At 74.0% G+C, this 22,062-nt stretch carries 23 protein-coding genes; 18 read left to right on the top strand and 5 right to left on the bottom strand.

What is annotated here, in order from left to right; all coding sequences use genetic code 11:
* The first annotated feature begins 1 nt into the window (after window position 1).
* The gene (locus tag ACFE60_RS01050) at window positions 2–682 is read left to right on the top strand and encodes a DUF4157 domain-containing protein (protein WP_375386977.1); all 681 of its coding nucleotides are present in this window, start codon (window positions 2–4) and stop codon (window positions 680–682) included.
* An 81-nt stretch (window positions 683–763) separates the two neighbouring features.
* Window positions 764–2,032 (top strand): hypothetical protein, encoded by a 1,269-nt coding sequence (locus tag ACFE60_RS01045; RefSeq protein ID WP_375386976.1) that lies wholly within the window; start codon window positions 764–766, stop codon window positions 2,030–2,032.
* Window positions 2,033–2,097: 65 nt separating this feature from the next.
* Here the strand turns inward: ACFE60_RS01045 and ACFE60_RS01040 are convergent, their stop codons facing one another.
* Together ACFE60_RS01040 and ACFE60_RS01035 are read right to left on the bottom strand one after the other, a co-directional pair.
* Window positions 2,098–2,538, bottom strand: a complete 441-nt coding sequence (locus tag ACFE60_RS01040; protein ID WP_375386975.1) for an HNH endonuclease — start codon at window positions 2,536–2,538, stop codon at window positions 2,098–2,100.
* A gap of 50 nt (window positions 2,539–2,588) precedes the next feature.
* Window positions 2,589–3,422, bottom strand: coding sequence for a DUF222 domain-containing protein (locus ACFE60_RS01035; protein ID WP_375386974.1), 834 nt, complete (start codon window positions 3,420–3,422; stop codon window positions 2,589–2,591).
* Window positions 3,423–3,644: 222 nt separating this feature from the next.
* Between ACFE60_RS01035 and ACFE60_RS01030 the strand changes: the two genes are divergently transcribed.
* From ACFE60_RS01030 to ACFE60_RS00975, 12 genes are read left to right on the top strand one after another with little or no spacing between them, the layout of a single operon-like run.
* Window positions 3,645–5,186, top strand: a complete 1,542-nt coding sequence (locus ACFE60_RS01030) for a phage tail sheath family protein (RefSeq protein ID WP_375386973.1) — start codon at window positions 3,645–3,647, stop codon at window positions 5,184–5,186.
* A gap of 29 nt (window positions 5,187–5,215) precedes the next feature.
* Window positions 5,216–5,659 carry a phage tail protein gene (locus tag ACFE60_RS01025; protein ID WP_375386972.1) on the top strand — a complete coding sequence of 148 codons (444 nt, stop codon included), beginning with the start codon at window positions 5,216–5,218 and terminating at the stop codon, window positions 5,657–5,659.
* Window positions 5,659–6,072, top strand: a complete 414-nt coding sequence (locus tag ACFE60_RS01020; protein ID WP_375386971.1) for a hypothetical protein — start codon at window positions 5,659–5,661, stop codon at window positions 6,070–6,072. The genes ACFE60_RS01025 and ACFE60_RS01020 overlap by 1 nt, the downstream gene beginning before the upstream one ends.
* A complete protein-coding gene (locus ACFE60_RS01015) occupies window positions 6,069–6,227 on the top strand; it encodes a DUF6760 family protein (protein ID WP_375386970.1) in 159 nt (52 codons plus the stop codon). Before ACFE60_RS01020 ends, ACFE60_RS01015 begins: the two co-directional genes overlap by 4 nt.
* 48 nt (window positions 6,228–6,275) lie before the next feature.
* A complete protein-coding gene (locus tag ACFE60_RS01010) occupies window positions 6,276–8,072 on the top strand; it encodes a hypothetical protein (protein WP_375386969.1) in 1,797 nt (598 codons plus the stop codon).
* 10 nt (window positions 8,073–8,082) lie between these two features.
* Window positions 8,083–8,517 (top strand): phage tail protein, encoded by a 435-nt coding sequence (locus tag ACFE60_RS01005; RefSeq protein ID WP_375386968.1) that lies wholly within the window; start codon window positions 8,083–8,085, stop codon window positions 8,515–8,517.
* A gap of 4 nt (window positions 8,518–8,521) precedes the next feature.
* Window positions 8,522–9,265: a peptidase M23 gene (locus tag ACFE60_RS01000; protein ID WP_375386967.1), complete on the top strand. Its 744-nt coding sequence runs from the start codon at window positions 8,522–8,524 to the stop codon at window positions 9,263–9,265.
* Window positions 9,252–11,075 carry a VgrG-related protein gene (locus ACFE60_RS00995; protein ID WP_375386966.1) on the top strand — a complete coding sequence of 608 codons (1,824 nt, stop codon included), beginning with the start codon at window positions 9,252–9,254 and terminating at the stop codon, window positions 11,073–11,075. The genes ACFE60_RS01000 and ACFE60_RS00995 overlap by 14 nt, the downstream gene beginning before the upstream one ends.
* Window positions 11,075–11,485: a GPW/gp25 family protein gene (locus tag ACFE60_RS00990; protein ID WP_375386965.1), complete on the top strand. Its 411-nt coding sequence runs from the start codon at window positions 11,075–11,077 to the stop codon at window positions 11,483–11,485. Before ACFE60_RS00995 ends, ACFE60_RS00990 begins: the two co-directional genes overlap by 1 nt.
* Complete coding sequence (locus tag ACFE60_RS00985; protein WP_375386964.1) at window positions 11,482–13,419, top strand: putative baseplate assembly protein; 1,938 nt, start codon at window positions 11,482–11,484, stop codon at window positions 13,417–13,419. Before ACFE60_RS00990 ends, ACFE60_RS00985 begins: the two co-directional genes overlap by 4 nt.
* A 1-nt stretch (window position 13,420) precedes the next feature.
* The gene (locus tag ACFE60_RS00980; RefSeq protein ID WP_375386963.1) at window positions 13,421–13,978 is read left to right on the top strand and encodes a phage tail protein; all 558 of its coding nucleotides are present in this window, start codon (window positions 13,421–13,423) and stop codon (window positions 13,976–13,978) included.
* A gap of 20 nt (window positions 13,979–13,998) precedes the next feature.
* Window positions 13,999–15,078, top strand: coding sequence for a hypothetical protein (locus tag ACFE60_RS00975; protein WP_375386962.1), 1,080 nt, complete (start codon window positions 13,999–14,001; stop codon window positions 15,076–15,078).
* Between the two features lie 3 nt (window positions 15,079–15,081).
* On the opposite strand, the gene ACFE60_RS00970 is transcribed toward ACFE60_RS00975, so the two are convergent.
* Window positions 15,082–17,553 (bottom strand): BTAD domain-containing putative transcriptional regulator, encoded by a 2,472-nt coding sequence (locus ACFE60_RS00970; protein WP_375386961.1) that lies wholly within the window; start codon window positions 17,551–17,553, stop codon window positions 15,082–15,084.
* A gap of 298 nt (window positions 17,554–17,851) precedes the next feature.
* Here ACFE60_RS00970 and ACFE60_RS00965 point away from each other — a divergent pair, with 298 nt between their 5' ends.
* From ACFE60_RS00965 to ACFE60_RS00955, 3 genes are all read left to right on the top strand, one after another.
* Window positions 17,852–18,646 (top strand): AIM24 family protein, encoded by a 795-nt coding sequence (locus ACFE60_RS00965; protein WP_375386960.1) that lies wholly within the window; start codon window positions 17,852–17,854, stop codon window positions 18,644–18,646.
* A 6-nt stretch (window positions 18,647–18,652) separates the two neighbouring features.
* Window positions 18,653–19,855 (top strand): AIM24 family protein, encoded by a 1,203-nt coding sequence (locus tag ACFE60_RS00960; RefSeq protein ID WP_375386959.1) that lies wholly within the window; start codon window positions 18,653–18,655, stop codon window positions 19,853–19,855.
* A gap of 141 nt (window positions 19,856–19,996) precedes the next feature.
* On the top strand, window positions 19,997–20,227 hold the full coding sequence (locus tag ACFE60_RS00955) for a hypothetical protein (RefSeq protein WP_375386958.1): 231 nt from the start codon (window positions 19,997–19,999) through the stop codon (window positions 20,225–20,227).
* A gap of 72 nt (window positions 20,228–20,299) precedes the next feature.
* Here ACFE60_RS00955 and ACFE60_RS00950 read toward each other — a convergent pair whose 3' ends face one another.
* Entirely contained in the window at window positions 20,300–20,884 is a 585-nt protein-coding gene (locus ACFE60_RS00950) for a TetR/AcrR family transcriptional regulator (RefSeq protein ID WP_375386957.1), read from the bottom strand.
* A 40-nt stretch (window positions 20,885–20,924) separates the two neighbouring features.
* On the opposite strand from ACFE60_RS00950, the gene ACFE60_RS00945 reads away from it, so the two are divergent.
* On the top strand, window positions 20,925–21,467 hold the full coding sequence (locus tag ACFE60_RS00945; protein ID WP_375386956.1) for a hypothetical protein: 543 nt from the start codon (window positions 20,925–20,927) through the stop codon (window positions 21,465–21,467).
* Between the two features lie 18 nt (window positions 21,468–21,485).
* On the opposite strand, the gene ACFE60_RS00940 is transcribed toward ACFE60_RS00945, so the two are convergent.
* The coding region (locus ACFE60_RS00940) for a DNA-3-methyladenine glycosylase family protein (RefSeq protein WP_375386955.1) at window positions 21,486–22,062 on the bottom strand (577 nt) is incomplete at its 5' end.

The raw sequence follows: 22,062 nt of genomic DNA, 5'->3' as shown, positions 1-22,062 counted from the left end.
CATGGCGATGGAGCGGCAGCACCGCGACGAGCGGGAGTCGGCGGAGGAGCTCGGCCGGCCCTCCAGGACCGGCGCGTCCACCGCCCAGGCGGCGGAGGCGCTGCAGCTCGCGGCCGCCGGACATGTGAGCCCGCACGGTGTGCTCGCCCTGCAGCGCGCCGTCGGCAACGCGGCGACCGCCGAGGTCGTGCAGCGGGAGGAGCAGCCGGAAGAGGAGGAGGAGCTGCAGATGAGCCGCCTCCGGAGCGACAGCGGCTCGCCCGAGGCGGTGCAGCGGGAGGAGGAGTCGCCCGTCCTCAGCCTGCTGCGGAGCGGCAGCGGATCGCCGCTGCCTTCGCCGGTGCGTGGCGACATGGAGCGGCGGCTCGGTTCCGACTTCGGGGACGTGCGCGTGCACACGGGCGCGGACGCTCACGAGTCGGCGACGTCCGTCGGGGCGAGCGCCTACACGGTCGGATCCGACGTCGTCTTCCAGAACGGCCGGTACGACCCCTCCTCCGATCAGGGCCGCCACACGCTCGCGCACGAGCTGACCCACGTGGTCCAGCAGCGCTCCGGTCCCGTCGACGGGACCCCGACGGGCGACGGCGTCAGCGTCAGCGATCCGGGCGACCGGTTCGAGCGCGCCGCGGTGGCGTCGGCCGACCGCGCGATGCAGGAGGACCCGGGGGCGAAGGGGTGAGCCGCTCTGCGTTGAGGCGTGGATCGGCGGAGCGCTCTCGCATCTGTAAGCCGCTGGCGTCGAGCGGAGGGGATCACTGCCATGGCTGAACGCCTGGGTCGCGAGGAGCCGAACCACGAGCGGCAGCGGACTGCCCGGGCCGCGGCCGTCGAGTCCAGATCGTCGACGAGCGCGCCGCCGGCCTCGGAGATGCTGCGCCTGCAGAAGCAGGCCGGGAACCAGGCGACGATCGCGATGCTCGCTCGCAGCACGACAACGGCTCGCGGACCGGTCTCCGCGATCCAACGCGAGCCCCCGAAGCCGTCGCTCGACTCCAGGGTCGCTGATCTCGAGAAGGCGCGAGCCGCCGATCGGGCGAGGTCGAACGCCCTGGCCATCGACGTGAAGTGGCGAGCGAAGTTCGGGGAGCGCCGCGCGAGCTATCAGCAGGCGATCTATCGCATCACGAACGGCATCGATCAGGCGACGGCCGGATTCCAGACTGCGCAGTCCGCGCAAGCGCAGACCGACGCGATGAAGGCTCAGGTGATCGGTCTGGTGATCGCGGTCGGCACCGCCGGTGCCTTCGAGCCGCTCGCGATGGCCGGATTGGGCGCGCTCGGTAAGAAGTTCACCACGCTCGGGCTGCGGGCTCGACGGATCAAGAAGATCGTCGAGACGGCGGAGAATCCGGCTGTTGCGGCCGTTGGCGGCTACGTCACGAACATCCGGGGGAACCAGGTCGCGAACGCGAGTTCGAAGGCCGGCCAGGTGCCCGAGGCTCCCTCGAACAACGATCTCGGGGTGAAGACTCCCGGCGCCGCCGTCGATCAGACCGCGGTCGGCTTCCTCACCTCCAATCTGGAGTCGCTCGCCGGATACGAGCGGGAGGTCGAGGCGAGCTTCAGTGACCGGGCAACGAGTCTGGCGGCCATGTCGGATGACGATGTTGCGAAGTTCGACGCTGCGGGGACCGAGGCGGAGTATCAGCAGCTGTTCACGGAGATCTCCTCGATCTGCTCGGGGGCGGAGGAGCTGCTGTCCGCGGGGGAGATCGCGAAGATCTACGAGCGGTACATGTGGGCAGCGTGGATCCTGAGGGAGTCGGCGGCCGCCGCCGGAATCGCCAAGATGAGGCGCGATGTCGGCGCCGCCCAGGGTGGTAAGTCGCCGACCGCGCCCCAGGCAGCCGATGACTACAAGTACGACGTCGGCACGGACATCGAAGATCGACTGAATGCGATCGGTATCTCCGGGTTAGCCAAAGTCACCTTGACCGGGCATTGGTACTCGCCGAACTCGTCGGGCTGGCAGCAGGCCCTGCTCGGTTGGGCCAGGGGCTACCGGGAGAGCATCGCCCTCTCGAAGTAGCGACGCGGTCATCGTCTCAACGCAAGGCCCGTGCGCGCCAAGGGAGCCGATTCCCGCACCGGTCGTCAGAAGGGCGGATCGTCGGGGAGCTCGATCCCTGGTGCGCGGGGTCTCGCCGTGAAGGCGACCCTGGCGCGCCGCGTGGCGCCCCACTTCGTTCGCAGGACCGGGATGCCGTCCGAGCCCATCACGACGTCGATGAAGCCCTCGTCCTTCATCTGATGGGCCTTGCGGCACAGCGGTTGCAGGTTGTCGTGGCGGGTGCGGCCGTCGTGCTCATGGCGGACGAGGTGGTCGAGGTCGGTGCGGTGGGATGGCAGCCCGCAGTCGTCACCCACGCAGGTCGGCATCCGCAGGTGGATCAGCTTCCGCAACCCGGCCGGGATGTAGCGCTCGTGGGTGTCGATTCCGAGGACGGATTCGTCGACGGGGTCGATCAGAGCCCGGGTCCAGGTCAGCGTGTGGGCGAGGAGGTGCCGGGCGGTGTCGGCGTCGATCGCGCCCATCCCAGCGACCGTGGCCGGCTCGTCCGATGCGCCCGTGGCGGTCTGCGCCGTCATCGTGACCAGGATCGTCGCCTGGATCGTCTTCCGCTCGGATGCTCGCTCGAACCGAGTCGCTCGAGCGGGTAGGAGGGACTCTGCGCCTCGCTCGCGTCGATCGTCGGGGCGCCGAGGACGGCGTCGGCGATGCGGTCGACCTCCAACTGGCTGAGGGTGCGGCATTCGCCCTGCCGCCCGTGGGCGACGACGGCGTCGCGGCGGACCTTGTCGACCATCGCGGCGATGTCCGTCGCGGTCGACCGGATCGTCAACGTCGCCTGCCCGTCCCGATCCGCGCGGACGCGCAGATGCCGCCGTTCGGTCTCCCGACGGTGGCGCGCCGTCGCCCCGTCCGGATCGAGCCGGTCACGGATCGCGCCGAGCTCCCGCTCCAGCACGCTCGGCCGCTCCGTCTGCACGAGCTCGGCCGCCCTGGTGTCGTAGGCCGGCCGAAGCTGCGCGTCGAGGCCCTCGGCCTGCTCGGCCGCCACCGTCACCCCGCGCTCCGTCGCCCGGCCGCTCAGGAACACCGCCCAGGTGGCCGGCAGCGTCGCCTGCAGCACCCGGGCCGTCGCGATCCGCGCCTCCACGGCCTGCCGCGTGGTGCGCAGCCGGATCGACTGGTCGAGGAAGAAGGCCCGCACCGCCGGATCATCCGGCGCAGGCATGATCCCGGTCTGCTCCTCCTCGTCCAGCAGCATCGCCTCGAACCCGGCCGCCATCACCTGCAACCGCATCGCGTCCGCCGTGTTCGCGAGCCGGTCGGTGTGCTCCAGCGTGTGCAGGAAGCACGTATCACGCTCGGCCGTCGACGACGGGGCCGGCTCGGCGGCTCGCTCCTCTTCCATACGGCCATCACACCACCACCCACCGACAGACCTTCGAACGTGTGTTCTCCCCGCGCCGCGGAATGCGGACCCGAACGACCGGTTTCGTGACCGGCTGCCCCCGCGCACCGCCCGAATGGGCGATCGGCGTGCCCGCGCACGGGACCAGCGGGCACGGGTGCGGCGATCCTGCGCCGGGGAGGCTGGCCCCACCGACTCGGTGAGAACGCCCGGAGGAGCCTGATGCCCACCTATCTGTCGCCCGGCGTGTACGTGCAGGAGGTCGAGGCCGGCACGCGCCCGATCGAGGGCGTCGGCACCGCCGTCGCCGCGTTCGTCGGCGTCGCGCCGATCGGGCCCGAGAACACGCCGACGCTCGTGTCGAACTGGACGCAGTTCGTCGACACCTTCGGCGGGCTCGCCGCCGGCTCCTACCTCGGGTACGCCGTCTACGGGTACTTCAACAACGGCGGCGGCAACTGCTACATCGTCCGCATCACCGCGGCGAAGAGCCGACCGGCACGCGGAGCCAAGCCGACCGCGGCGCTCGCCGCCGCGTCGACCGGCGGCTACCTGCTGACCGCGAAGGCCGCGTCGACGAAGGGCGTGAAGGTCGCGTTCGAGCCGGCGACCGGCGACGACCCGGGCGGCGACCTCGTGAACGTCACCGTGTCGGCGGAGGGGAAGAGCAGCGAGAGCTGGGAGCGGCTGTCCGTCACGCCGACCAGCCCCGACTTCGTGGCGACCAGGGTCACGGCCGAGTCGAAGCTCGTCGCCATCGAGGTCGCGTCGCAGCCGGTGCCGGCCGCAGGCCCCCTCCAGGGCACCTACGAGCTGACCACGGCGGCCACGACCGACCTCTCCGTCCCCGGTGCCGTGGACGCGGCCAGCTACATCGGCGACGCCGCCGAGCGGACCGGGTTCGGCGGCCTCGAGGCCATCGAGGAGGTCACGATGGTGACGGTCCCGGACCTGATGGCCGCCTACGAGCAGGGCGCGATCGACCTCGAGACCGTGAAGGCCGTGCAGCTGGGGGTCATCAGCCACTGCGAGCTGATGGGCGACCGGCTGGCGATCCTGGATTCCCCGCCCGGCATGAACGCGCAGCAGGTGCGCGAGTGGCGGGTGAGCACCGCCGGCTACGACTCGAAGTTCGCCGCCCTGTACTACCCGTGGGTGAAGGTGCAGGACCCGGTGACCAGCACGATCCGGTTCGTGCCCCCCTCCGGGCACGTGGCCGGGATCTGGGCCAGGAACGACGCCGAGCGCGGCGTGCACAAGGCGCCGGCGAACGAGATCGTCCGCGGCGCCGTCGACCTGCACACCAGGATCACGCGCACGGAGCAGGAGCTGCTGAACCCGATCGGGGTCAACGTCATCCGCAGCTTCCCCGGCGGCGGCATCCGCGTCTGGGGCGCCCGCACCCTCTCGAGCGATCCCGCCTGGCGCTACGTCAACCTCCGGCGGCTGTTCAACTACCTCGAGAAGTCGATCCTCACCCAGACCCAGTTCGCGGTGTTCGAGCCGAACGACCAGGCGCTGTGGGGCCGGCTGACCCGCACGATCCGCGCCTTCCTGCTGAACGAGTGGCGCGCGGGCTCGCTGTTCGGCTCGCTCGAGCAGGAGGCGTTCTTCGTGAAGTGCGACGCGGAGACCAACCCGCCCGAGGTCATCGACGCGGGCCAGGTGATCTGCCAGATCGGCGTCGCCCCGGTGAAGCCGGCGGAGTTCGTGGTGTTCCAGCTGGCGCAGTTCTCGAGCGGCACCGGCCTGGTCGGCGAGTGACCGACCCTGATCGAGAGGAGTGACCCGACATGGCGCTGGACAAGTTCGACTCGTCGCCGGCCAACGGCTTCATCGTCAAGATCGACGGCATCGAGGTGCCGAAGGTCACCGAGGTCAGCGGGCTGAAGAGCGAGGTCGACAAGATCGAGCTGAAGCAGCAGACCTCGGACGGCAAGTACATCGTGCGGCAGCTGATCGGCCGGGTGAAGGCGGGCGAGTTCACCGTGACCCGCGGGCTCACCGAGAGCAAGACGGTCACGGACTGGCTGAAGGTCGTCATGGACGGCGACGTCGCCGGGGCGAGGAAGACCGCGTCGGTGGCGCTGCTCGACTACAAGGGCGACACCATCAAGACGTACAGCTTCACCAACTGCTGGGTGCGCAGCGTCGAGCTGAACTCGCTGAAGGCGGGTGCGGCCGAGCAGGCGACCGAGAAGTTCACGGTCTGCTACGACGAGTCGAGCGTGGGCTGATGCAGCGCACGGTGTCCGTCGCCGCGGAGGAGGAGCAGGCCGCGCTGCGGACCGAGTTCGACTTCGAGCTGCCGCGCGGCTACCTGGGCGACGACGGCGCGGTGCACCGGTCCGGCACGATGCGGCTCGCCACGGCCAGGGACGAGCTGCTGCCGCTGTTCGACGCCAAGGTCCAGGAGCACGCGGCCTGGACGACGGTGGTGCTGCTCGGCCGGGTGATCACCCGGCTCGGCTCCCTGCCGAAGGTCGACGCCGGCGTCGTCGAGCGCATGTACGCGTCCGACGTCGCTTTCCTGCAGGACTTCTACCGGCGGATCAACGCCGAGGGCCACACGCGGATCGCGATCACCTGCCCGGCGTGCGAGCACCGGTTCACGGCCGACCTGGCAGGTGGTCGCCTGGGGGAATCGTGACGTACGCGACCGACCGCATCCGCGAGGAGGTCGCGTACATCGCCTACCACTTCCACTGGCCGCTCGACGACATCCTGGACCTGGAGCACCGCGAGCGGCTGCGCTACGTCGAGGCGATCTCGGAGCTGAACCGTCGCTCCGCGGAAGGCGGCTGACGCATGCGCTGGCCGTGGCAGCGCCGGGACGCAGAGCCCCCGGCACCCGTGACCCGGCCTCCGGCGCCGGCCGGCTGGCGCTTCCTGCCGCCCCTGCAGCGGACGGTGGGCTCGATCGAGCTGGTGTCAGCACCCGCCTCCTTCCCCGGTCGCCTCGCGGCCTGGTCGGATCCGAGCCTCGTCGCGCCGTCGATCGGCTCCGGCCGGAGGCTCGACGGACCGAGCGGGGTCATCGAGCTCGACGCCCCCGAGCGGCGGGGGCCGACGGTCTCGCGAGCGCTCGCCCCGTCGACCGCGCCGATGGTCCGCGCCGCGCCTGCCCCGACCGGCGCCGCCGCGCGCGACCTCGCCGCCGAGGGCGATGAGGAGCCGGTCGTCGAGCCCCGGACGGAGCTGGACGCGGAAACGGCGGAGGCGGCCGCGCCGCCGATCGCGACCGCGATCCCGACCCGGGAGCCGGAGGGCGAGCACGTCGCCGGGCCCCCGGCGATCCCGGTCGCGTCCGCGCGCCCGGCGGCCGCATCCATGCCCGCCGCGGCATGGACGTCGGGACCGTCCGCCGGGCCCGGGCCGATCGCCGCCAAACCTGGGCGGCCGATCGCGCAACGGATCCAGCAGGCGGTGCAGCGGAGCGCGCGCGGCCGGGTTGCCGAGTCGGCTGCGGCTTCCGCGCCGACCCCGGTGCAGCGGGAGGCGGGTGCCCGGGCGGTCCGGCCGATCGACGCGCGACCTGCGAGGCAGGAGCCGTCACTCCAGCCCGCCATGTCGACGCCGGAGGCCGCACCCCCGACCCCGCCGTCCGACCCGTTCCTCGAGCCGCACCTCGAGCTGCCGTCGTCGTCACCGGAGGCGACCATCGACCGGCTGGACCCGTCCGGGCCGATGATCCAGCGGACGCGGCTCGATCCGGTCGCGCCGGTCCGGGGAGGCGGAGCGAGCCCGTCGGACGTCGTCGAGGCGACCGAGGTGGCCGCCCGGCAGTCCGCTCCTCCGACACCTGGAGGTGTCGCGCCCGGCGTGCTGCAGGGTGCGCCGGACGCGCCGCAGCCCGTCGGGCTCGGTCGGCCGGGGCCGTCCCGCGCGCACTCCGACCTCCCGGAAGCGCCGATCCGGGCCGCCCGCGTCGCGCTGCCCGAACGCGTCGAGCCGTTCGCGCCCGTCCAGCCGCTCACCTTCGAAGCGCCGGGCGTCGCCGGGAGCCCGGCGCCTGCAGCGGCGGACGAGCCAGAGACTCCGGCGTGGTCGACCCTGCCGACGTCGGCGCCCCGGGCGTCGGCCGCCGTCGTCGACCTCCAGCGACGGACGTGGGAGGTGGACGACGCGCCTCCCCTCCCGGCGCGGTGGGTCGACCGGACGCCCGTCCCGGTCGGCGCGCCCGACGCGGGGGAGCCGGGATCGGGTCGACGGCCGGCTCCGACGCTGCGGTTCGGTGAGCCGTCACGGCAGGCCGAGCCCGTCGGCGCGCTGCCGCTGCAGCGCCTCCCCGTCGCGCGCTCGTGGCCGGAGCCGGCCGGCGGTTCCGCGCCCGCGCGTCCGCTGCCGCGACCGGCCGTACGCGTCGGTTCGCCCGCGACGGCCGAGGATCCCGTCGTGCAGCGGGAGGGGCCGGACGGGGCCGGTCCGCCTCCGGTGCCGCCCGAGCCCGTGGCGATGGAGGCCCCTCCCGCCGGCGGGGCGCCCGCTGCGGGCACCGCCGGGGGACCGGCCGCCCCGCCGCAGGTGCCGACGTCCCGCGAGGACCTCGACCGCCTCGCCGCCGGCCTGATGCCGGCGCTGCTCTGGCGGATCAAGGCCGAGCTGGTCACCGAACGCGAGCGCCGCGGCGTGCGCTCCAACCGATTCTGAGGAGCGCAGCATGCTCGAGGACACCGATACCGCCGTCAGCGTGCGGTACCTCGTCAAGCTCGACGAGGCGGACCTGGGCACCTTCTCCTCCTGCGAGGGGCTGGGGATCGAGGTCGTGCTCGAGACGCGGGAGGAGGGCGGGAACAACGGCTTCGTCTGGCAGCTGCCGACCCGGCTGAAGTTCCCGAACGTCAAGCTCACGCGGCCGCTGGGTGCGGAGAGCGCCGCGGTGGTCACCTGGATGTCGAAGCTGATGTCCGGCTACCGCCGCGGCACGGGCACGATCTCCGCCATGACCGCGGCGGGCAGGACCGTCGTGGTGTGGTCGCTGGACGGGGTGGTCCCGGTCCGCTGGACCGGGCCGTCGTTGACGAACGACTCCCCGAAGGTCGTGACCGAGACCCTCGAGATCGCGCACCACGGCGTGACCGCGAGCAGGGGCTGAGCCGGTGGCCGTCGAGGGGCTCGAGAAGGCCTACCTGCGGGTCTTCGAGCCGGGGAAGGACTCGCTGGACGCGCCGGGTCCCGAGCGCAAGCAGATCACCTTCCAGTTCAACCCGAAGGAGATCACGTTCACGAAGTCCGCCCACTGGGAGCACCACAAGACGAAGCGGGCGAAGTCGAGCGGACCGCCGCAGTACACCGGACCGGAGCCCGGGAAGCTCACGCTGGAGATGTTCTTCGACACCAGCGACAAGCCGGGCTCGGCGGTGAAGGACAGCGTCGACGCGCTGTTCGAGTGCTGCGTCCCGACCAGCGACACCCGGGGGAAGGCGGCGAGCTCGGCGCCCTGGGTGATGTTCCGGTGGGGGGAGCTGACGGGCTTCCACGCGTTCGTCCGGTCCGTCTCGGCGAAGTACACCCTCTTCTCCCCGAGCGGGATGCCGCTGCGCGCGGTCTGCACGGTGAACCTCGAGGAGATCGCGGGGGAGACGGCGAAGCAGAACCCGACGTCCGGCGGGCTGCTGCCGAAGCGGGTCCACGTGTTCGACGCGGGCGACGGCCTCGCCGCGCTGGCCTGGTCGGAGTACGGCGACCCCGCGCTGTGGCGGCGGCTCGCCGAGGTGAACGGCATCGACGACCCGCAGCGCATCCCGAGCGGCACGCCGATCTTCCTCCCTGCGGCGGTCGAGCTGATCGACGGCGCCCGCCGCGCCGCGGTCGAGCGGGAGGTGCGCCGTGCCGCTCGGTGACGACACCGCGAGCGAGCTGGTGATCGAGGTCGACGGCACCCCGCTGTCCGACCGCGACGCCGCGACGGTGCTCGGCGGCGCCGTCACCTCGGGGCTCGGGCTGCCGGACGGCTTCTTCCTGCGGTTCAGCGACGCGACCGGCACGCTGCTCGCGCGGGCCGGGTTCCGGCTGGGCGCGAAGGTGCGCCTCTCGGTCACCTCGAACCGGACGCCGGCGCCGAAGCCGCTGCTCGAGGCCGAGGTGACCGCGCTCGAGCGGGAGGTCGAGGTGGGCGCGCTCTGCACGGTCGTGCGGGGACTGCACCGCGGTCACCGGCTGCAGCGCGGCGCGCGCTTCGAGGCCTACCTGGACTGCACCGTCGGCGACATCGTGCGCCGCGTCGCCGGCCGAGCGGGGGTGGACGTGGTCGTCTCGGTGGAGGGGCCGGTCGTCGAGCACCTGTCGCAGGCGGGCGTCGCGGACTGGCGGTTCCTCACCGATCTCGCCGCGATGACGGGGGCGGCGCTGTTCTGGCGCGACGGCACCCTCCACTTCGCCCGGCCCGATGCGGCGTCCTCCGCTCCGGCGGCGGGGGCGACCGCGTCGAGCGACCCGCTGGTGCTCGAGCAGGGGGTGAACGTGCTGCGGTTCCAGGCGACGGTCACCGATGCGCACCAGGTGCCCGACGTGGAGGTGCGGGGCTGGGACCCGCAGGAGGCGAGGGTCGTTGTCGGCCGGGCCTCCGCGGGCAGCGCCGCCGTCCTCGTCGACGGGATGGACCCGGCCCGCGCCGCCTCCGCGGCCGGGGCGCCGCGGCTCGTCATCGCGGCACCGGTGCGGGACCAGCCCTCCGCGGTGGACGCCGCGGCCCGCGCGTACGCCGAGCGGGTCGGCGCGGCGATCGCGGAGGTGCGGGCCGAGGTGCGGGGCAACGCCTCCCTGCGAGCGGGCTGCGCGGTCGCCGTGTCCGGGTTCGGTGCCCCCTTCGACGGCAGGCACACCGTCAGCGAGGTGGTCCACCGCTTCCTGCCCGGTCACGCGTACACGACCGAGGTGGTGGTGAGCGGGGAGGACGACCGGTCCCTGTTCGGCCTCGCCGCGCGGACCTCCGGCGGGGCGGTGCCGGGGACCCTGCGGTCCCCGGGCGAGGGCTGGGCGCCGGTCGTCGGGATCGTGAGCGACATCGACGACCCCGGGAACGCCGGACGGGTGCGGGTCGCCCTGCCCGAGTCGTCGGACGACTACGTCAGCCGGTGGTGCCCGGTCGTGCAGGCCGGTGCGGCGAGCGCTCGCGGCGCGATGGCGCTGCCCGAGGTCGGGGACCTGGTCCTCGTCGTCTTCGAGCACGGGGACATCGACCGCCCGGTGGTGCTGGGCGGCATCGTGCCGAGCGGCGATCCGCGTCCCGGGCAGCACGTCCGCGGCGGGGAGGTCGTACGGCGGTCGTTCACGTCCCGCACGGGGATGACGGTCGAGTTCGACGAGGACCAGGGCGCGGAGTGCGTCAAGGTCACGACCTCGGACGGCCAGGAGCTGCGGATCACCCAGAAGGGCGACCAGAGCATCCAGGTCACCGCCGGGGGACCGGTCCAGGTGACCGCGGGAGGCGACGCGTCGGTGACCGCGCGCGGCGCGGTCGCCCTCAAGGGGACGTCGGTGTCGATCGAGGCGACAACCGACCTCTCGGTGAAGGCCGCGTCGGTGAAGATCACGGCGACGTCGCAGCTGGAGGCGTCGGCGGCGTCGGTCAAGGTCGCGGGCACCGCCTCCGCCGAGCTCTCCGCGTCGGGGGTCACGACCGTGCGCGGCGCCACGGTGAGGATCAACTGATGGCCGCGGACTTCGTCGGCGCGGGGTGGTCGTTCCCGGTCCGGATGTCGCCGACCGGCGGGGTGCAGCTGTCGACCGGCGACCGGGAGATCATGGAGAGCATCCGCCTGATCCTCTCGACGGCGCCGGGGGAGCGGCCGATGCGGCCCGAGTTCGGCTGCGCGATCCACCGGTACGTGTTCGCCCCCGCGAACCAGGCGACGGCCGGGGACATGGCGCACGCGGTGCGGCTCGCGCTGGAGCGCTGGGAGGTGCGGATCGAGCTCGAGGACGTGCGGGTCCTCTTCGACCGCGCGGACGAGGGCGTGCTGCAGATCGAGATCGGGTACCGCCTTCGCGGCACGAACGACCCGCGCAACCTCGTGTTCCCGTTCTACGTCATCCCGCAGCACGAAGGAGGCGCCGCATGAAGGCCCCCGACCTCGACGACCGGCGGTTCCAGGACCTGGTGGACGACGCGAAGCGGCTGGTCCAGGAGCGGTCGCCCGACTGGACCGACCACAACGTGTCGGACCCGGGCGTCACCCTGATCGAGACGGTCGCGTTCATGGTGGACGAGCTGTTCTACCGGCTCAACCGTGTGCCCGACCGGCTGTACGTGACCTTCCTCGACCTGATCGGCGTGCAGCTGCATCCGCCGGCGGCCGCGGTCGCGGACCTCGTGTTCCGGCTCGCCGCGCCGCAGCAGGTGGTCGTCACGATCCCGGAGGGGACGGAGGTCGGCACGCGGCGCGTGCCGGAGGCGCCGCCGATCGTCTTCGCGACCACCGCGGACCTGGCGATGCCGCCGCGGGAGCTGGTCGCCACGGGCACCGCTCCGCCCGGGGCCGGTGCACCGGTCGTCGGCGCGGCCGGCGGTCGCTTCTCCGCGTTCTCCGAGACGCCGAAGGTCGGCGACGCGATGCTGCTCGGCCTCGACGGCGCCGCGCCGGACTGCGCCGTCCGGTTCCGGTTCGGCTGCGAGGTCCGCGGCGTCGGGGTCGACCCGCGGCAGCCGCCGATCCGGTGGGAGGGATGGACCGGTGCGACCTGGGAGGCGTGCGAGGTGGTGGAGGACGGGACCGGCGGTCTCAACCGGAACGGTGACGTCGTCCTGCTGCTGCCCGCCTCCCACGCCGTCTCGCTGGTCGCCGGCGTCCGCGCCGGATGGGTCCGCTGCCGGACCGTCGCGCCGCCCGCCGGGTACCCGTTCTACAGCGAGTCGCCGGTCATCACCGCCGTGACGGCGGCGACGGTCGGCGGCCGGGTGGCGGCGCTGCACGCGGAGCGCATCGCGGGGGAGGTCGTCGGGCTGTCGGAGGGGGTGCCGGGGCAGCGGTTCGCGCTGCAGCGCAGTCCCGTGGTCGCCGACCGGGACCCGGTCGTGGTCGAGGTCGCGGACGGCGCCGGGTGGACCGAGTGGATGGAGGTCCCCGACTTCGCGGGCGCCGGCCCGGACGACCGCGTCGTGACGCTCGACCGCGCCGAGGGCGTGGTCGTCTTCGGCCCGGCCCTCCGTCAGCAGGACGGATCGCTGCGCCGCTACGGGGCGGTGCCGCCGAAGGGGGCGCCGCTGCGCGTGCGCTCCTACCGGACCGGCGGTGGCGCGGAGGGGAACGTCGCGGCCGGCACGCTGACGGTCCTGCGCCGGACCATCCCGTTCGTCTCGGGGGCGGGGAACCGGCTCGCGGCCCACGGCGGCACCGCCGGGGAGACGGTCGACGAGGCGAAGCGGCGTGCCCCGGTCGCGCTGCGGACGCGGGATCGCGCCGTCACCGTCGAGGACTTCGAGTCGATCGCCCGCGACGCGGCCTCCGGCATCGCGCGGGTGCGCTGCGCCCCCGCCGCGAGCCCGGCCGACGCCGGCCTCGTGCGCCTGCTGGTGGTCCCCGCACCGGGCAGGGACGAGCACGGCAGGATCCCGTTCGAGTCGCTGGATCCTCCGATCGAGCTGCTGAACGCGATCGCGGAACGACTCGACCGGCGCAGGCTGGTCGGCACGCGGGTGCTGGTCGAGCCGCCGCGGTTCCAGGGCGTGACGGTCATCACGAGGATCGCGGCCCGCGGCGGCGTGGACGCGGACGACCTCGCGAACCGGGCGACCGACGCGCTGTACCGCTACCTCGACCCGGTCGACGGCGGCCCGGAGGGGCGGGGCTGGCCGTTCGGGCGGCCGCTCGTCGCCGGGGAGCTGTTCGGGGTGCTGCAGAACCTGCCGGGCGTCGAGCTGGTCGAGGAGGTCCTGCTCTTCCCGGCCGATCCCGTGACGGGCAAGCGGGGGGAGCAGACCGGCCGGATCGAGCTCGCCGCCAACGCGCTGGTGTACCCGTTCGAGCACCGGGTGCGCGTGGTGGCGGCGGTCTGACATGCGCGGGACGGTCGACGGGCTCGGGGTCGCGACACCGCTCAGCACGCGGCTGCCCGGCGTGCTGCAGGACGACGCCTTCATCGAGCTGCTGTGCGGTGCCGTCGACGAGCTGCTCGCCCCGGTGCTGCTGACGCTCGACTCGCTCGAGGCCTACGTCGACCCGGCGCTCACGCCGCAGGACTTCCTCCCCTGGCTGGGCACCTGGGTGGGGTTCGACTCCGGCGCGGGCTGGGGCGCCGATCGGACCCGTGCCCTCATCGCCCGCGCTACTGCGATGCACGCCGGACGTGGCACGATCGAGGGCGTGCGGTTCGCTGTGAGCGTCGCCGCCGGTGCCGACGCGGTCGTCGTGGTCGAGGACACCGGCGGGGTCGCCGTGTCGGCCGTGCCCGACGGCCGCCCGCCCGCCGGCGGTCCCGCTCGCGTGACGGTCACGGTCACGGGGCCGGAGACCGCGGCGCCGGAGTACCAGCAGCGGCTCCGATCCGTCGTGGCGGCGGCCGTGCCGGCGTCGGTGCCGTTCACCGTCCGCTTCCCGTCGGACGGTGCAGCGTGACCTGCCCGGAGTGCGGTGCGATGGTCACCGCGGACGTCGACTTCTGCCCGCAGTGCGACGCCTACCTCGCGTGGGACCAGCCGGGCGGCGCACGGCCGGCCGGTGCGGTGCCGCAGCGGTCGGCCCCGTCCAAGGCGGCGCCGCGGGCCGAGGATCCCCGTCCTGCTGCGGGCGCGACGAAGACGGACGCCGGACCCGAAGTGGCCCAGCAGCCCGATGCGCCGCAGCCCGCCGCCTCGCTGCCCGTCATCACGATCCCGCCGTGGCCGTTCGACGACGAGCCGGCGACCGCCTCGGCCGTGGACGGGGACCCGGTCGCGATGCTGCCGGGGAGGGCGGCACCGAAGGCGCCTCCCTCCGGCGTCTCGCCGTCGGCAGCGCGGTCGAGCGGCGGCGGCACGGGTGTCCGGTGCGCCTCCTGCGGTGCGTGGAACACGGCGGGGCGGCACTTCTGCACCTCCTGCGGTGCCGAGATCGTCGCTGCAGCGCCCCAGCCGTCGGCCGCAGCGCCCCGGCCCGCCGCCGCCACGTTCCGCCGGCGGTCCGGCGGCGGCCGCATCGTCGCGGTGGTGGTCGTCGTCGCGATCGTGCTCGCGCTGCTGGTCGGCGGCTACCTCCTGCGCGATCCGCTGGCGTCCTTCGCCGCATCGGCGGTCGATCGCGTCTTCGGGGTCGGAGCCGTCAACCCGAGCAAGGTCACCGCGTCCGGGTCGGCGAGCGGGCACCCCGCGACGGCCGCCCACGACGGGGCGTCGAACATCGCGTGGGAGGCCGCCCAGCCGGGGCCTGCGACGGGGGAGAGCCTCACCTTCTCGTTCCGCAAGCCGTTCCGGCTCGTCGTCCTCCAGGTGCTGCCGGGCGCGGCGACCGACCAGCAGACGTTCCTGAAGAACGGGCGGCCGACGGAGCTGCGGGTCACGATCGAGCGGTCGGGCGCGCCGTCGGTCGTGCGGACGATGCACCTCGACGACCAGCCCGGGCCGCAGCGGCTCGACCTCGGCGTCGACCAGGTGCAGACCGTCCGCGTGACGGTGCTGCAGTCCATGGTCCCGCCGAACGCCCGGGTCGCGATCGCCGAGGTCGAGTTCAGCGGCCGCTGAGCCTCAGACGCCGAGCGAGTGCAGGACGTCCCGGTACTCGCTGCGCGCGCGCCGGGCGGAGGACGCGTCACCCCGCCGATGGTGCGCGTCGATGAGGAGCCGCCACGACGAGTCGCGCCACGGCGCGATGTCGCAGCTGCGCGTCGCGGCGGTGACGGCCGCGTCGAGGTCTCCGGTCGCGAGCTCCAGCTCGGCGAGCGTGGACGCCGCCTCCGCAGCCCTGAGCACGTACCGGTCCCGCAGGGCGAGCACCCACTCCGCGCCGCCGTCCTCGGGGAGCAGGTCGCCCTGGTACGCGTCGAGCGCGGTGCGGAGGTGCCACTTCGCCAGCGGATGGTCCGTCGCGACGATCGCCGGTCGGGCACGGGCGACGGACGCGTCGAACTCCGCCACGTCGGACGTCGAGCGCTCGGCCGTCGCGAGCGAGTACGCGGTGCCGTGCCGGGCCAGGATCTGCGGCGTCGCGTCGCGGAACACGCTGCGGATGCTCGACAGGTGCACGTGCAGCGCGTGCAGCGACGCGGGCTCGCGGTCCTCCGCCGACAGCAGGTCGAGGAGCAGATCGCGATGGACCGGGCGCTCGGAGGAGGCCGCGAGGACCCGCAGGACGAGACGGGCCTGAGGACGCATCCTGCGCAGGTCGAGCTCGACCTCGTCGAGGGACACGGCGAAGCGGCCGAAGCAGCGGATCCGGATGCTCGGCCCCTGGCCCATACCCACCAGGGGCTGCAGAGGGGGGCGCGCCGGCCGCCACCGGTCGGGGAACGGGAGCCGCAGCATCCCCGCCTCCAGCGCGCGCTGACGTGCCCGTGCCCGGAGCCGCGGCTGATCCCCGTCGAAGACGATCGCGCGGGCCCCGAGCGCCAGCGCCAGCGGTCCCGGCGCCCTCGCGACCGCGGCGGAGCGCTCGGCCCGCTCGAGGAGGACCGGGGCATCCGCGTCGCCGATCGCGGCGAGCGCGAGCAGCGCGGCGATCCACGCCGTGGCCGTCGGGGACCCGTACGGCTCGATCCGGCCGAGCAGCGCGGTCGCCTCCCGGCGGGCCGGCGTGCCCGCGAACGACCGTCGGACGAGGTCGAAGGCCTCCAGAAGCGCGACCGCGGCGTCGTCGCCGCATCGCTCGCAGTCGTCGACGATCTCGCGGAGGAGCCGACGCTCGTGCGGTCCGGGGCCCGTCGCGGCGGCGGCACCCAGCGCGATCCGGGCGATCCGATCGAGACCACCGGCCTCCGCTCGTGCCGCCACGGCCTCGAGCCGGCGCCGATCGCCGTCCGACCCGCTCGCCGACCCGAGCGCGGCGACGAGCAGCTCGGCGACGGTCGCCGTCCGCTGGTCGGCGGCCGGTGCCCCGAGCAGTCGCAGCGCCCTGCGGACGTCACCGGACAGCAGGACCCCGATCGCGCGGAGGAGGTGGGGGGCGAGCTCGAAGCCCGCTGCCAGCGAGGCGGGAGCGGCGGGCGGCGGACCCTCCACGGCCCCGTCGTCGGCGGGCATCGACGCCGTGCGCCCCGCATCGGCGACCGCCGCTGCACGTGCGCGCCGGAACGCGCCGCTCTGCCCCGGCAGCGACAGCGCCCAGTCCCGCGGCCCCTCGAGCGCGGCGCGGAGGTCGCGCCCCAGCGCGTGCGCGACGCCGGTCCAGTCGCCGGCGAGCGCCCGCAGCGCGGCGAGCTCCGGCTCCGCAGGACCGACCCGCTGCAGCACCACGTCGAGCTCGGCCGACGACCCGGCTCCGGCGGCGTGGAGCGCGTCCCTGATCGGGCGCAGCACCGCGACCCGACGCGGCGGCCCGTGCACCACCAGCAGCCCGGCCTGCTCGAGGCGGGCGACGGCGGACGCGGAGCGGGCTCCGAGGACGGCCCGCACGCCGCCGGCCGACCACCCGGGGAGCACGGCGAGCATCCGCAGGTCCACCTCGTCCTGCTCGTCGAGCACCTCGAGCGCGGCCCGGACGAGCCGGTCGCGGGTCGGACCGAGCGCCAGCGCATCGGGGTCGGAGTCGTCGAGCGGCATCCGGCCGTCGAGCGCATCGATCGCGGCGACGACGAGGGCCGGCCAGCCCCAGGTCTCCGCACGGATCCGGGCGGCGAGGCGGTACCGGTCGTCGCGACCCGCCGAACGGAGCAGTTCGGCGATCTCGGCCGTCGTGAACGCCAGGTCCGCCGTGCCGATCACCCGGTCCGCCCGGAGTCGCGTGGAGGGGCTCGCGGGTGTCGCGAGCACCAGGCCGCCCGGGTGGCCCTCGCCCACCTGCCACGCCACCGACGCCTCGCCGGGGTCGTCGACCAGGAGCAGCCCGGCGTCGAGGTCGGGCTCCGTCGGGCGAGGGGGCTCCTGGAGTCGACCGCCCGTCCGCGCCGCGGTCTGCCGCAGCAGCGTCGTCTTGCCCCAGCCGGGCGGCGCCGTGATCACCGTGACGCCGCCGCCCACGATCAGATCGACGAGGCGCGCGCGGTCGACGTGCGGGGCGGACACGGCCGACTGCTCCCGTCTCGGGGCGTGGGACGCCCGCGTCGTCAGGTGCTGGTGCAGGTGCTGATGGTGGGCGAAGAGTACTGCGTCGGCACCGCTCGAGCATTCGAACGTGTCTGCGAACGCGCGAGCGGCTCAGAAGTCGAGCGAGTCCGCCTCCCGGGCCACCTGCACGCAACCTGACCGGATCGCAGCAGCCCTGCCCGGACCGGGACGGATCACTACCGTCGTCGATGTCGGGTCCGATGACGGCCCCGATCCCCGCAGCGATGGAGAGGTCGGTCGTGGCCGAGGAGGTTCGATGGAACTGATCGTCTGCAGCTGGTGCCGGCTCAACAACGCGCCCGACGCGCTGCAGTGCGCCACCTGCGGCGCCCCGCTCGACGCCGACGACAAGGTGTCGGACTCGGGGTGGCGCGAGGCCCCGCGGCTGCGGGACATGGAGAAGTTCAGCTTCTCCGGATCCACCCTGCAGGTGGAGGGGAAGTACGTCCCGGTCGCCGAGATCGACCTGCACCAGGACGATCACGTGTACTTCGAGCAGCACACGATGCTCTGGAAGGACCCGCATGTCCCGCTGTCGCAGTTCGACCTGCCGGCCAGGCGTCGGGCGCACGGCATGCCGTACTCCGTGCTGAGCGCGGGGGGTGCCGGACGCATCGCCTTCTCCCGCGACGCCCCGGGCGAGCTGGTGGTGATGCCGATCCACGCGGACACCGAGCTGGACGTGCGGGAGCACGCGTTCCTGCTCGCCTCCCACGCGGTCGACTACACGTTCCAGCGCATCAAGGGGCTGGCGAACCTGCTGCATGGCGGCAGCGGCATGTATCTCGACCGCTTCTTCGCGAAGGGGCAGCCGGGGATGCTGATGCTGCACGGCAACGGGGACGTGCTGCAGCGCACGCTCGGGTCCGGCGAGCGGATCCTGGTGGAGCCGGGCCGCTTCCTCTACAAGGACTCGTCGGTGGCGATGAACACCTTCGCGGTGCCCGGCATCAAGGTCGGGCTGCTCGGCAAGATGTGGGTCGCGGAGATGGTCGGCCCCGGCCGGGTCGGGATCCAGTCGATGTACCACCACAGCAGCTCGGAGGACTGAGCGGCCATGAGCGGCGAGCAGCAGGCGCCCGCCGGCTGGTACGACGACGGCCGGGGCGCGAAGCGGTACTGGGACGGGCAGCGCTGGACCGAGTGGATCCACGACCCCGCGGCCGGCGGCGACGGGGTGCGGTCGCAGCCCCTCCAGCCGGCGCCGACGACCGCGAGCGCTTCGGAGGCGGAGGGCGCGTCGGAGGCGGCAGGCGCGACGGCGTCGACGACGGCAGTCGGCACGGCAGGCGCGACGGCGTCGGCGGAGGCGGGCGGGACCGCGGGCGGGACCGAGGCCGCGGCGACCCCCTCCGGCACCTACCGCTGCCCGTACTGCCGGCGGACCGGTGCCCTCGGGCCGCGCGGCGAGTGCCGCTCCTGCGGCGCCCACGCGCGGCTGCAGGAGATCGTGTCCGACTCGGGCTGGGAGGAGCTGCCCGGTGCGGAGGACCTGGCGCACATCCAGATCGGGCGATCCTCGGTGCAGGTCGCCGGCGACTCCGTGCCGATCGCCGAGTTCACGCTGGTCGACGGCGACGCGATCTGGTTCCCCCACCACAAGCTGACCTACGCCGAGGAGCAGGTGCAGCTCGCCAAGCACGCCGACGGCAACGGCTTCCTGAACCGCGTCCGCGCGGGAACCGTGACGACGACGCTGCTGAGCGCCCGGGGTCCCGGCCGGATCGCGCTGTCCGACGACCACATGGGCGAGATCGTGGCGCTGCCCGTCGACGACGGGCACGGCTACTGGGTGCGCGACCACGTCTTCCTCGCGGCGACGCCGACGATCGCCTACCGGCCGCACGAGAACGGCCTGTGGCTCAAGTTCCGGAAGGACAGCGGCAGGGACACCGAGTACGAGGTCGAGTACCCGCTCGGCCGGTACGACGAGCTGTTCCAGGCGCAGGGCGGACCGGGGCTGCTGCTGCTCCACTCGCCGGGCAACACGATGTTCCGCGATCTCGGGGCCGGCGAGACGATCAGGATCCCCCCGCAGGCGCTGCTGTACCGGGACCTGTCGGTGACGCCCTACCTCGTCGCGGAGTACCCCTCGACGACCGGCTGGCGCGCGTGGTTCGGCACGCAGAACTACGAGAACCGGCACCTCTGGCTCTCCCTGGCGGGACCGGGGCGGGTCGCGATCTCGTCGAAGTACGAGAAGGAGCACGCCCACCCGTACCCCATCGTCGACGGCACGGTGCAGTTCCACCGCTGGTAGCCGTCGGCGTCAACCCCGTGCGCTCGAGCGCGCGAACCCCTAGGTTCCGCGAATGCGCGCGAATCCGAGGGCGAGCCGGCGAGCTCAGGACCGGTCGACGCCCGGGCGTCCCCCGGGGCGGCGGGGCGACTCCTCGCGGTGATGGACGCCGACCGGCTCTACCAGGCGCTCGTGCTGCGCGCGCGACCGCACACCGAGGACCCCTACCGGCTCGTCGATGCGATGATGCCCACCCTGCTGGCGGCGCTCGAGCAGGTCTGGAACGACGGACGCGACACCGGCCTGCTCACCGGCTGGGGGCCGCAGCTCGCCGGCAACCCCTACGGCGCCGACCTCTACCCGGACTGGCCGCGCCGGCGGATCACGGACTGACGCCGCCCGACGGGACGTCGCCGCTCCGGCGGCCCTGCGCGACAGAAGGGGGTGGGCGGATCGCCCCCCGAGTCACCGACGGCCCCCGGAGCGCCCGTACGCCGTCCGCTCGCGCAGGATCCGCAGCGCCGCCTCCGGTGCCAGCCCGCCGGTGAGGCAGCGGATCGTGAGCCCGTCGACGACCGCGATGAACGCGATCGCCGCCTCAGGAGGCAGCGAGCGGGCATGCATCGCTGCCTCGGCGATCCCCTGGAAGGCATCGACGGCGCGGCGGTGGGTGCGCGCGACGTCGGGATCGGTGATCGCGGCGACGCTGAAGGCCAGCCACACGCTGCACTCCTTCCGGCGCTCCTCGTCGAGCGGCAGCAGCTGCTCGCCGAGCACGGCCAGGAACGCCTGCGGGTCGTCGATCCCCGGCGCGTCGCCCACCCTCGCCGCGATGCGCTGAGCCGTCCGCACGAACGCCGCGTGCAGCAGGGCGGCTCGGGTCGGGAAGTGGTGCTGCACGGCGCCGCCGGTCAGCCCGGCCGTCGCCGCGACCGCGCGCACCGAGAGCTCCTCGTACCCGCGGGAGGCGATCAGGTCGATCGCCGCGTCGGCGATCCGCCGCGCACCGGGGGTCAGGTCCTGGCTCAGCTCGTCCGGCAGCGCGATCACGATACGAGTGTATGGTATCGAAGCAATACATTCGTAAGGGATGGACATGCTGATCGCGGTGATCGTCGCGTGCGAGGTCGGGTTCTGGGTGCTGCTGGCGGCCGGGCTGCTGCTGCGGTACGCGCTCCGCGTCCCCAGGGCCGGCGCGATCGTGCTCGCCGCCGTCCCCGCGGTCGACGTCGTGCTGCTGGTCGCGACGGTCCTCGACCTGCGCGGCGGCGGCACCGCGTCCGCCGCGCACGGGCTCGCCGCCGGCTACATCGCGTTCTCCGTCGTGTTCGGGCACCGGACGATCCGCGCGATCGATCAGCGGGTCGCGCACCGGTGGGCGGGAGGACCCGTCCCGGTCCGCGCTCCTCGGAGCGGCGCCGGCGCGGTGCGCGAGGCGTGGCGGTCGTGGCGGCGCGCCGTCACGGCGTGGGTCGTCGCCGTCGGGCTGCTGGCTCTCGCGATCGCGGCCATCGCCGCGCCCGAGCGGACCGGGGCGCTGCAGGAGTGGATCGTCTGGCTCACGATCGAACTCGGCGCGTGGCTGGTCGCCGGACCCGTCAGCGCTGCGCTGGTCGGGCGCCGCTTCGCCTGACCGGACCCCCGCCTCGCATCACGGACCGGGGACCGCTCGCGTCCACGGGTCGTCCGTGCGCTGCTCCGCGCCTCGTCTGCGCGGCGCACGAGGCGCGCGGCGGGGGAGGCGCTCGACCCCGGTGGCGTAGATCAGGCGTGCGACGCGGTACCGGTGGGGTCGCCACGGCGCGAGGAACGGCAGCAGCTCCTGATCGGTGAAGGGGCGGCCGGCGAGCGTCTGGCCGACGATCGCGGCGAGATGGAAGTCGCCGACCGACACCGCGTCGGCGTCGCCGAAGGCGCGCTGCCGCACCTCCGCGGAGGTCCAGGCGCCGACGCCGCGGATGCTGCGCAGCGCCCGGTCGACGTCGGCGAGCGGTCGGCCGACGAGCCGGCCGAGGCTCGCATCGACGGCGGCCGCGGCCCGAACGGTCTCGGCCCGCTTCGCGTCGACCCCCACCTGCCGCCACGTCCAGCTGGGGACCGCGAGCCAGGCCCGGCCGTCCGGGAAGGTGCGCATGCCGGCCGGCGCGGGACCCGGCGCGGGTGCCCCGAGCCCGCTGACGAGACGGGTCCAGGCCGCGATCGCGGCCACGCCCTCCACGCGCTGCTCG

It is taken from the genome of uncultured Amnibacterium sp., assembly GCF_964245895.1.
Lineage (GTDB): Bacteria > Actinomycetota > Actinomycetes > Actinomycetales > Microbacteriaceae > Amnibacterium.
Note: the sequence above shows the minus strand (reverse complement) of the source record. Positions and strands in the feature narration are given on the sequence as shown.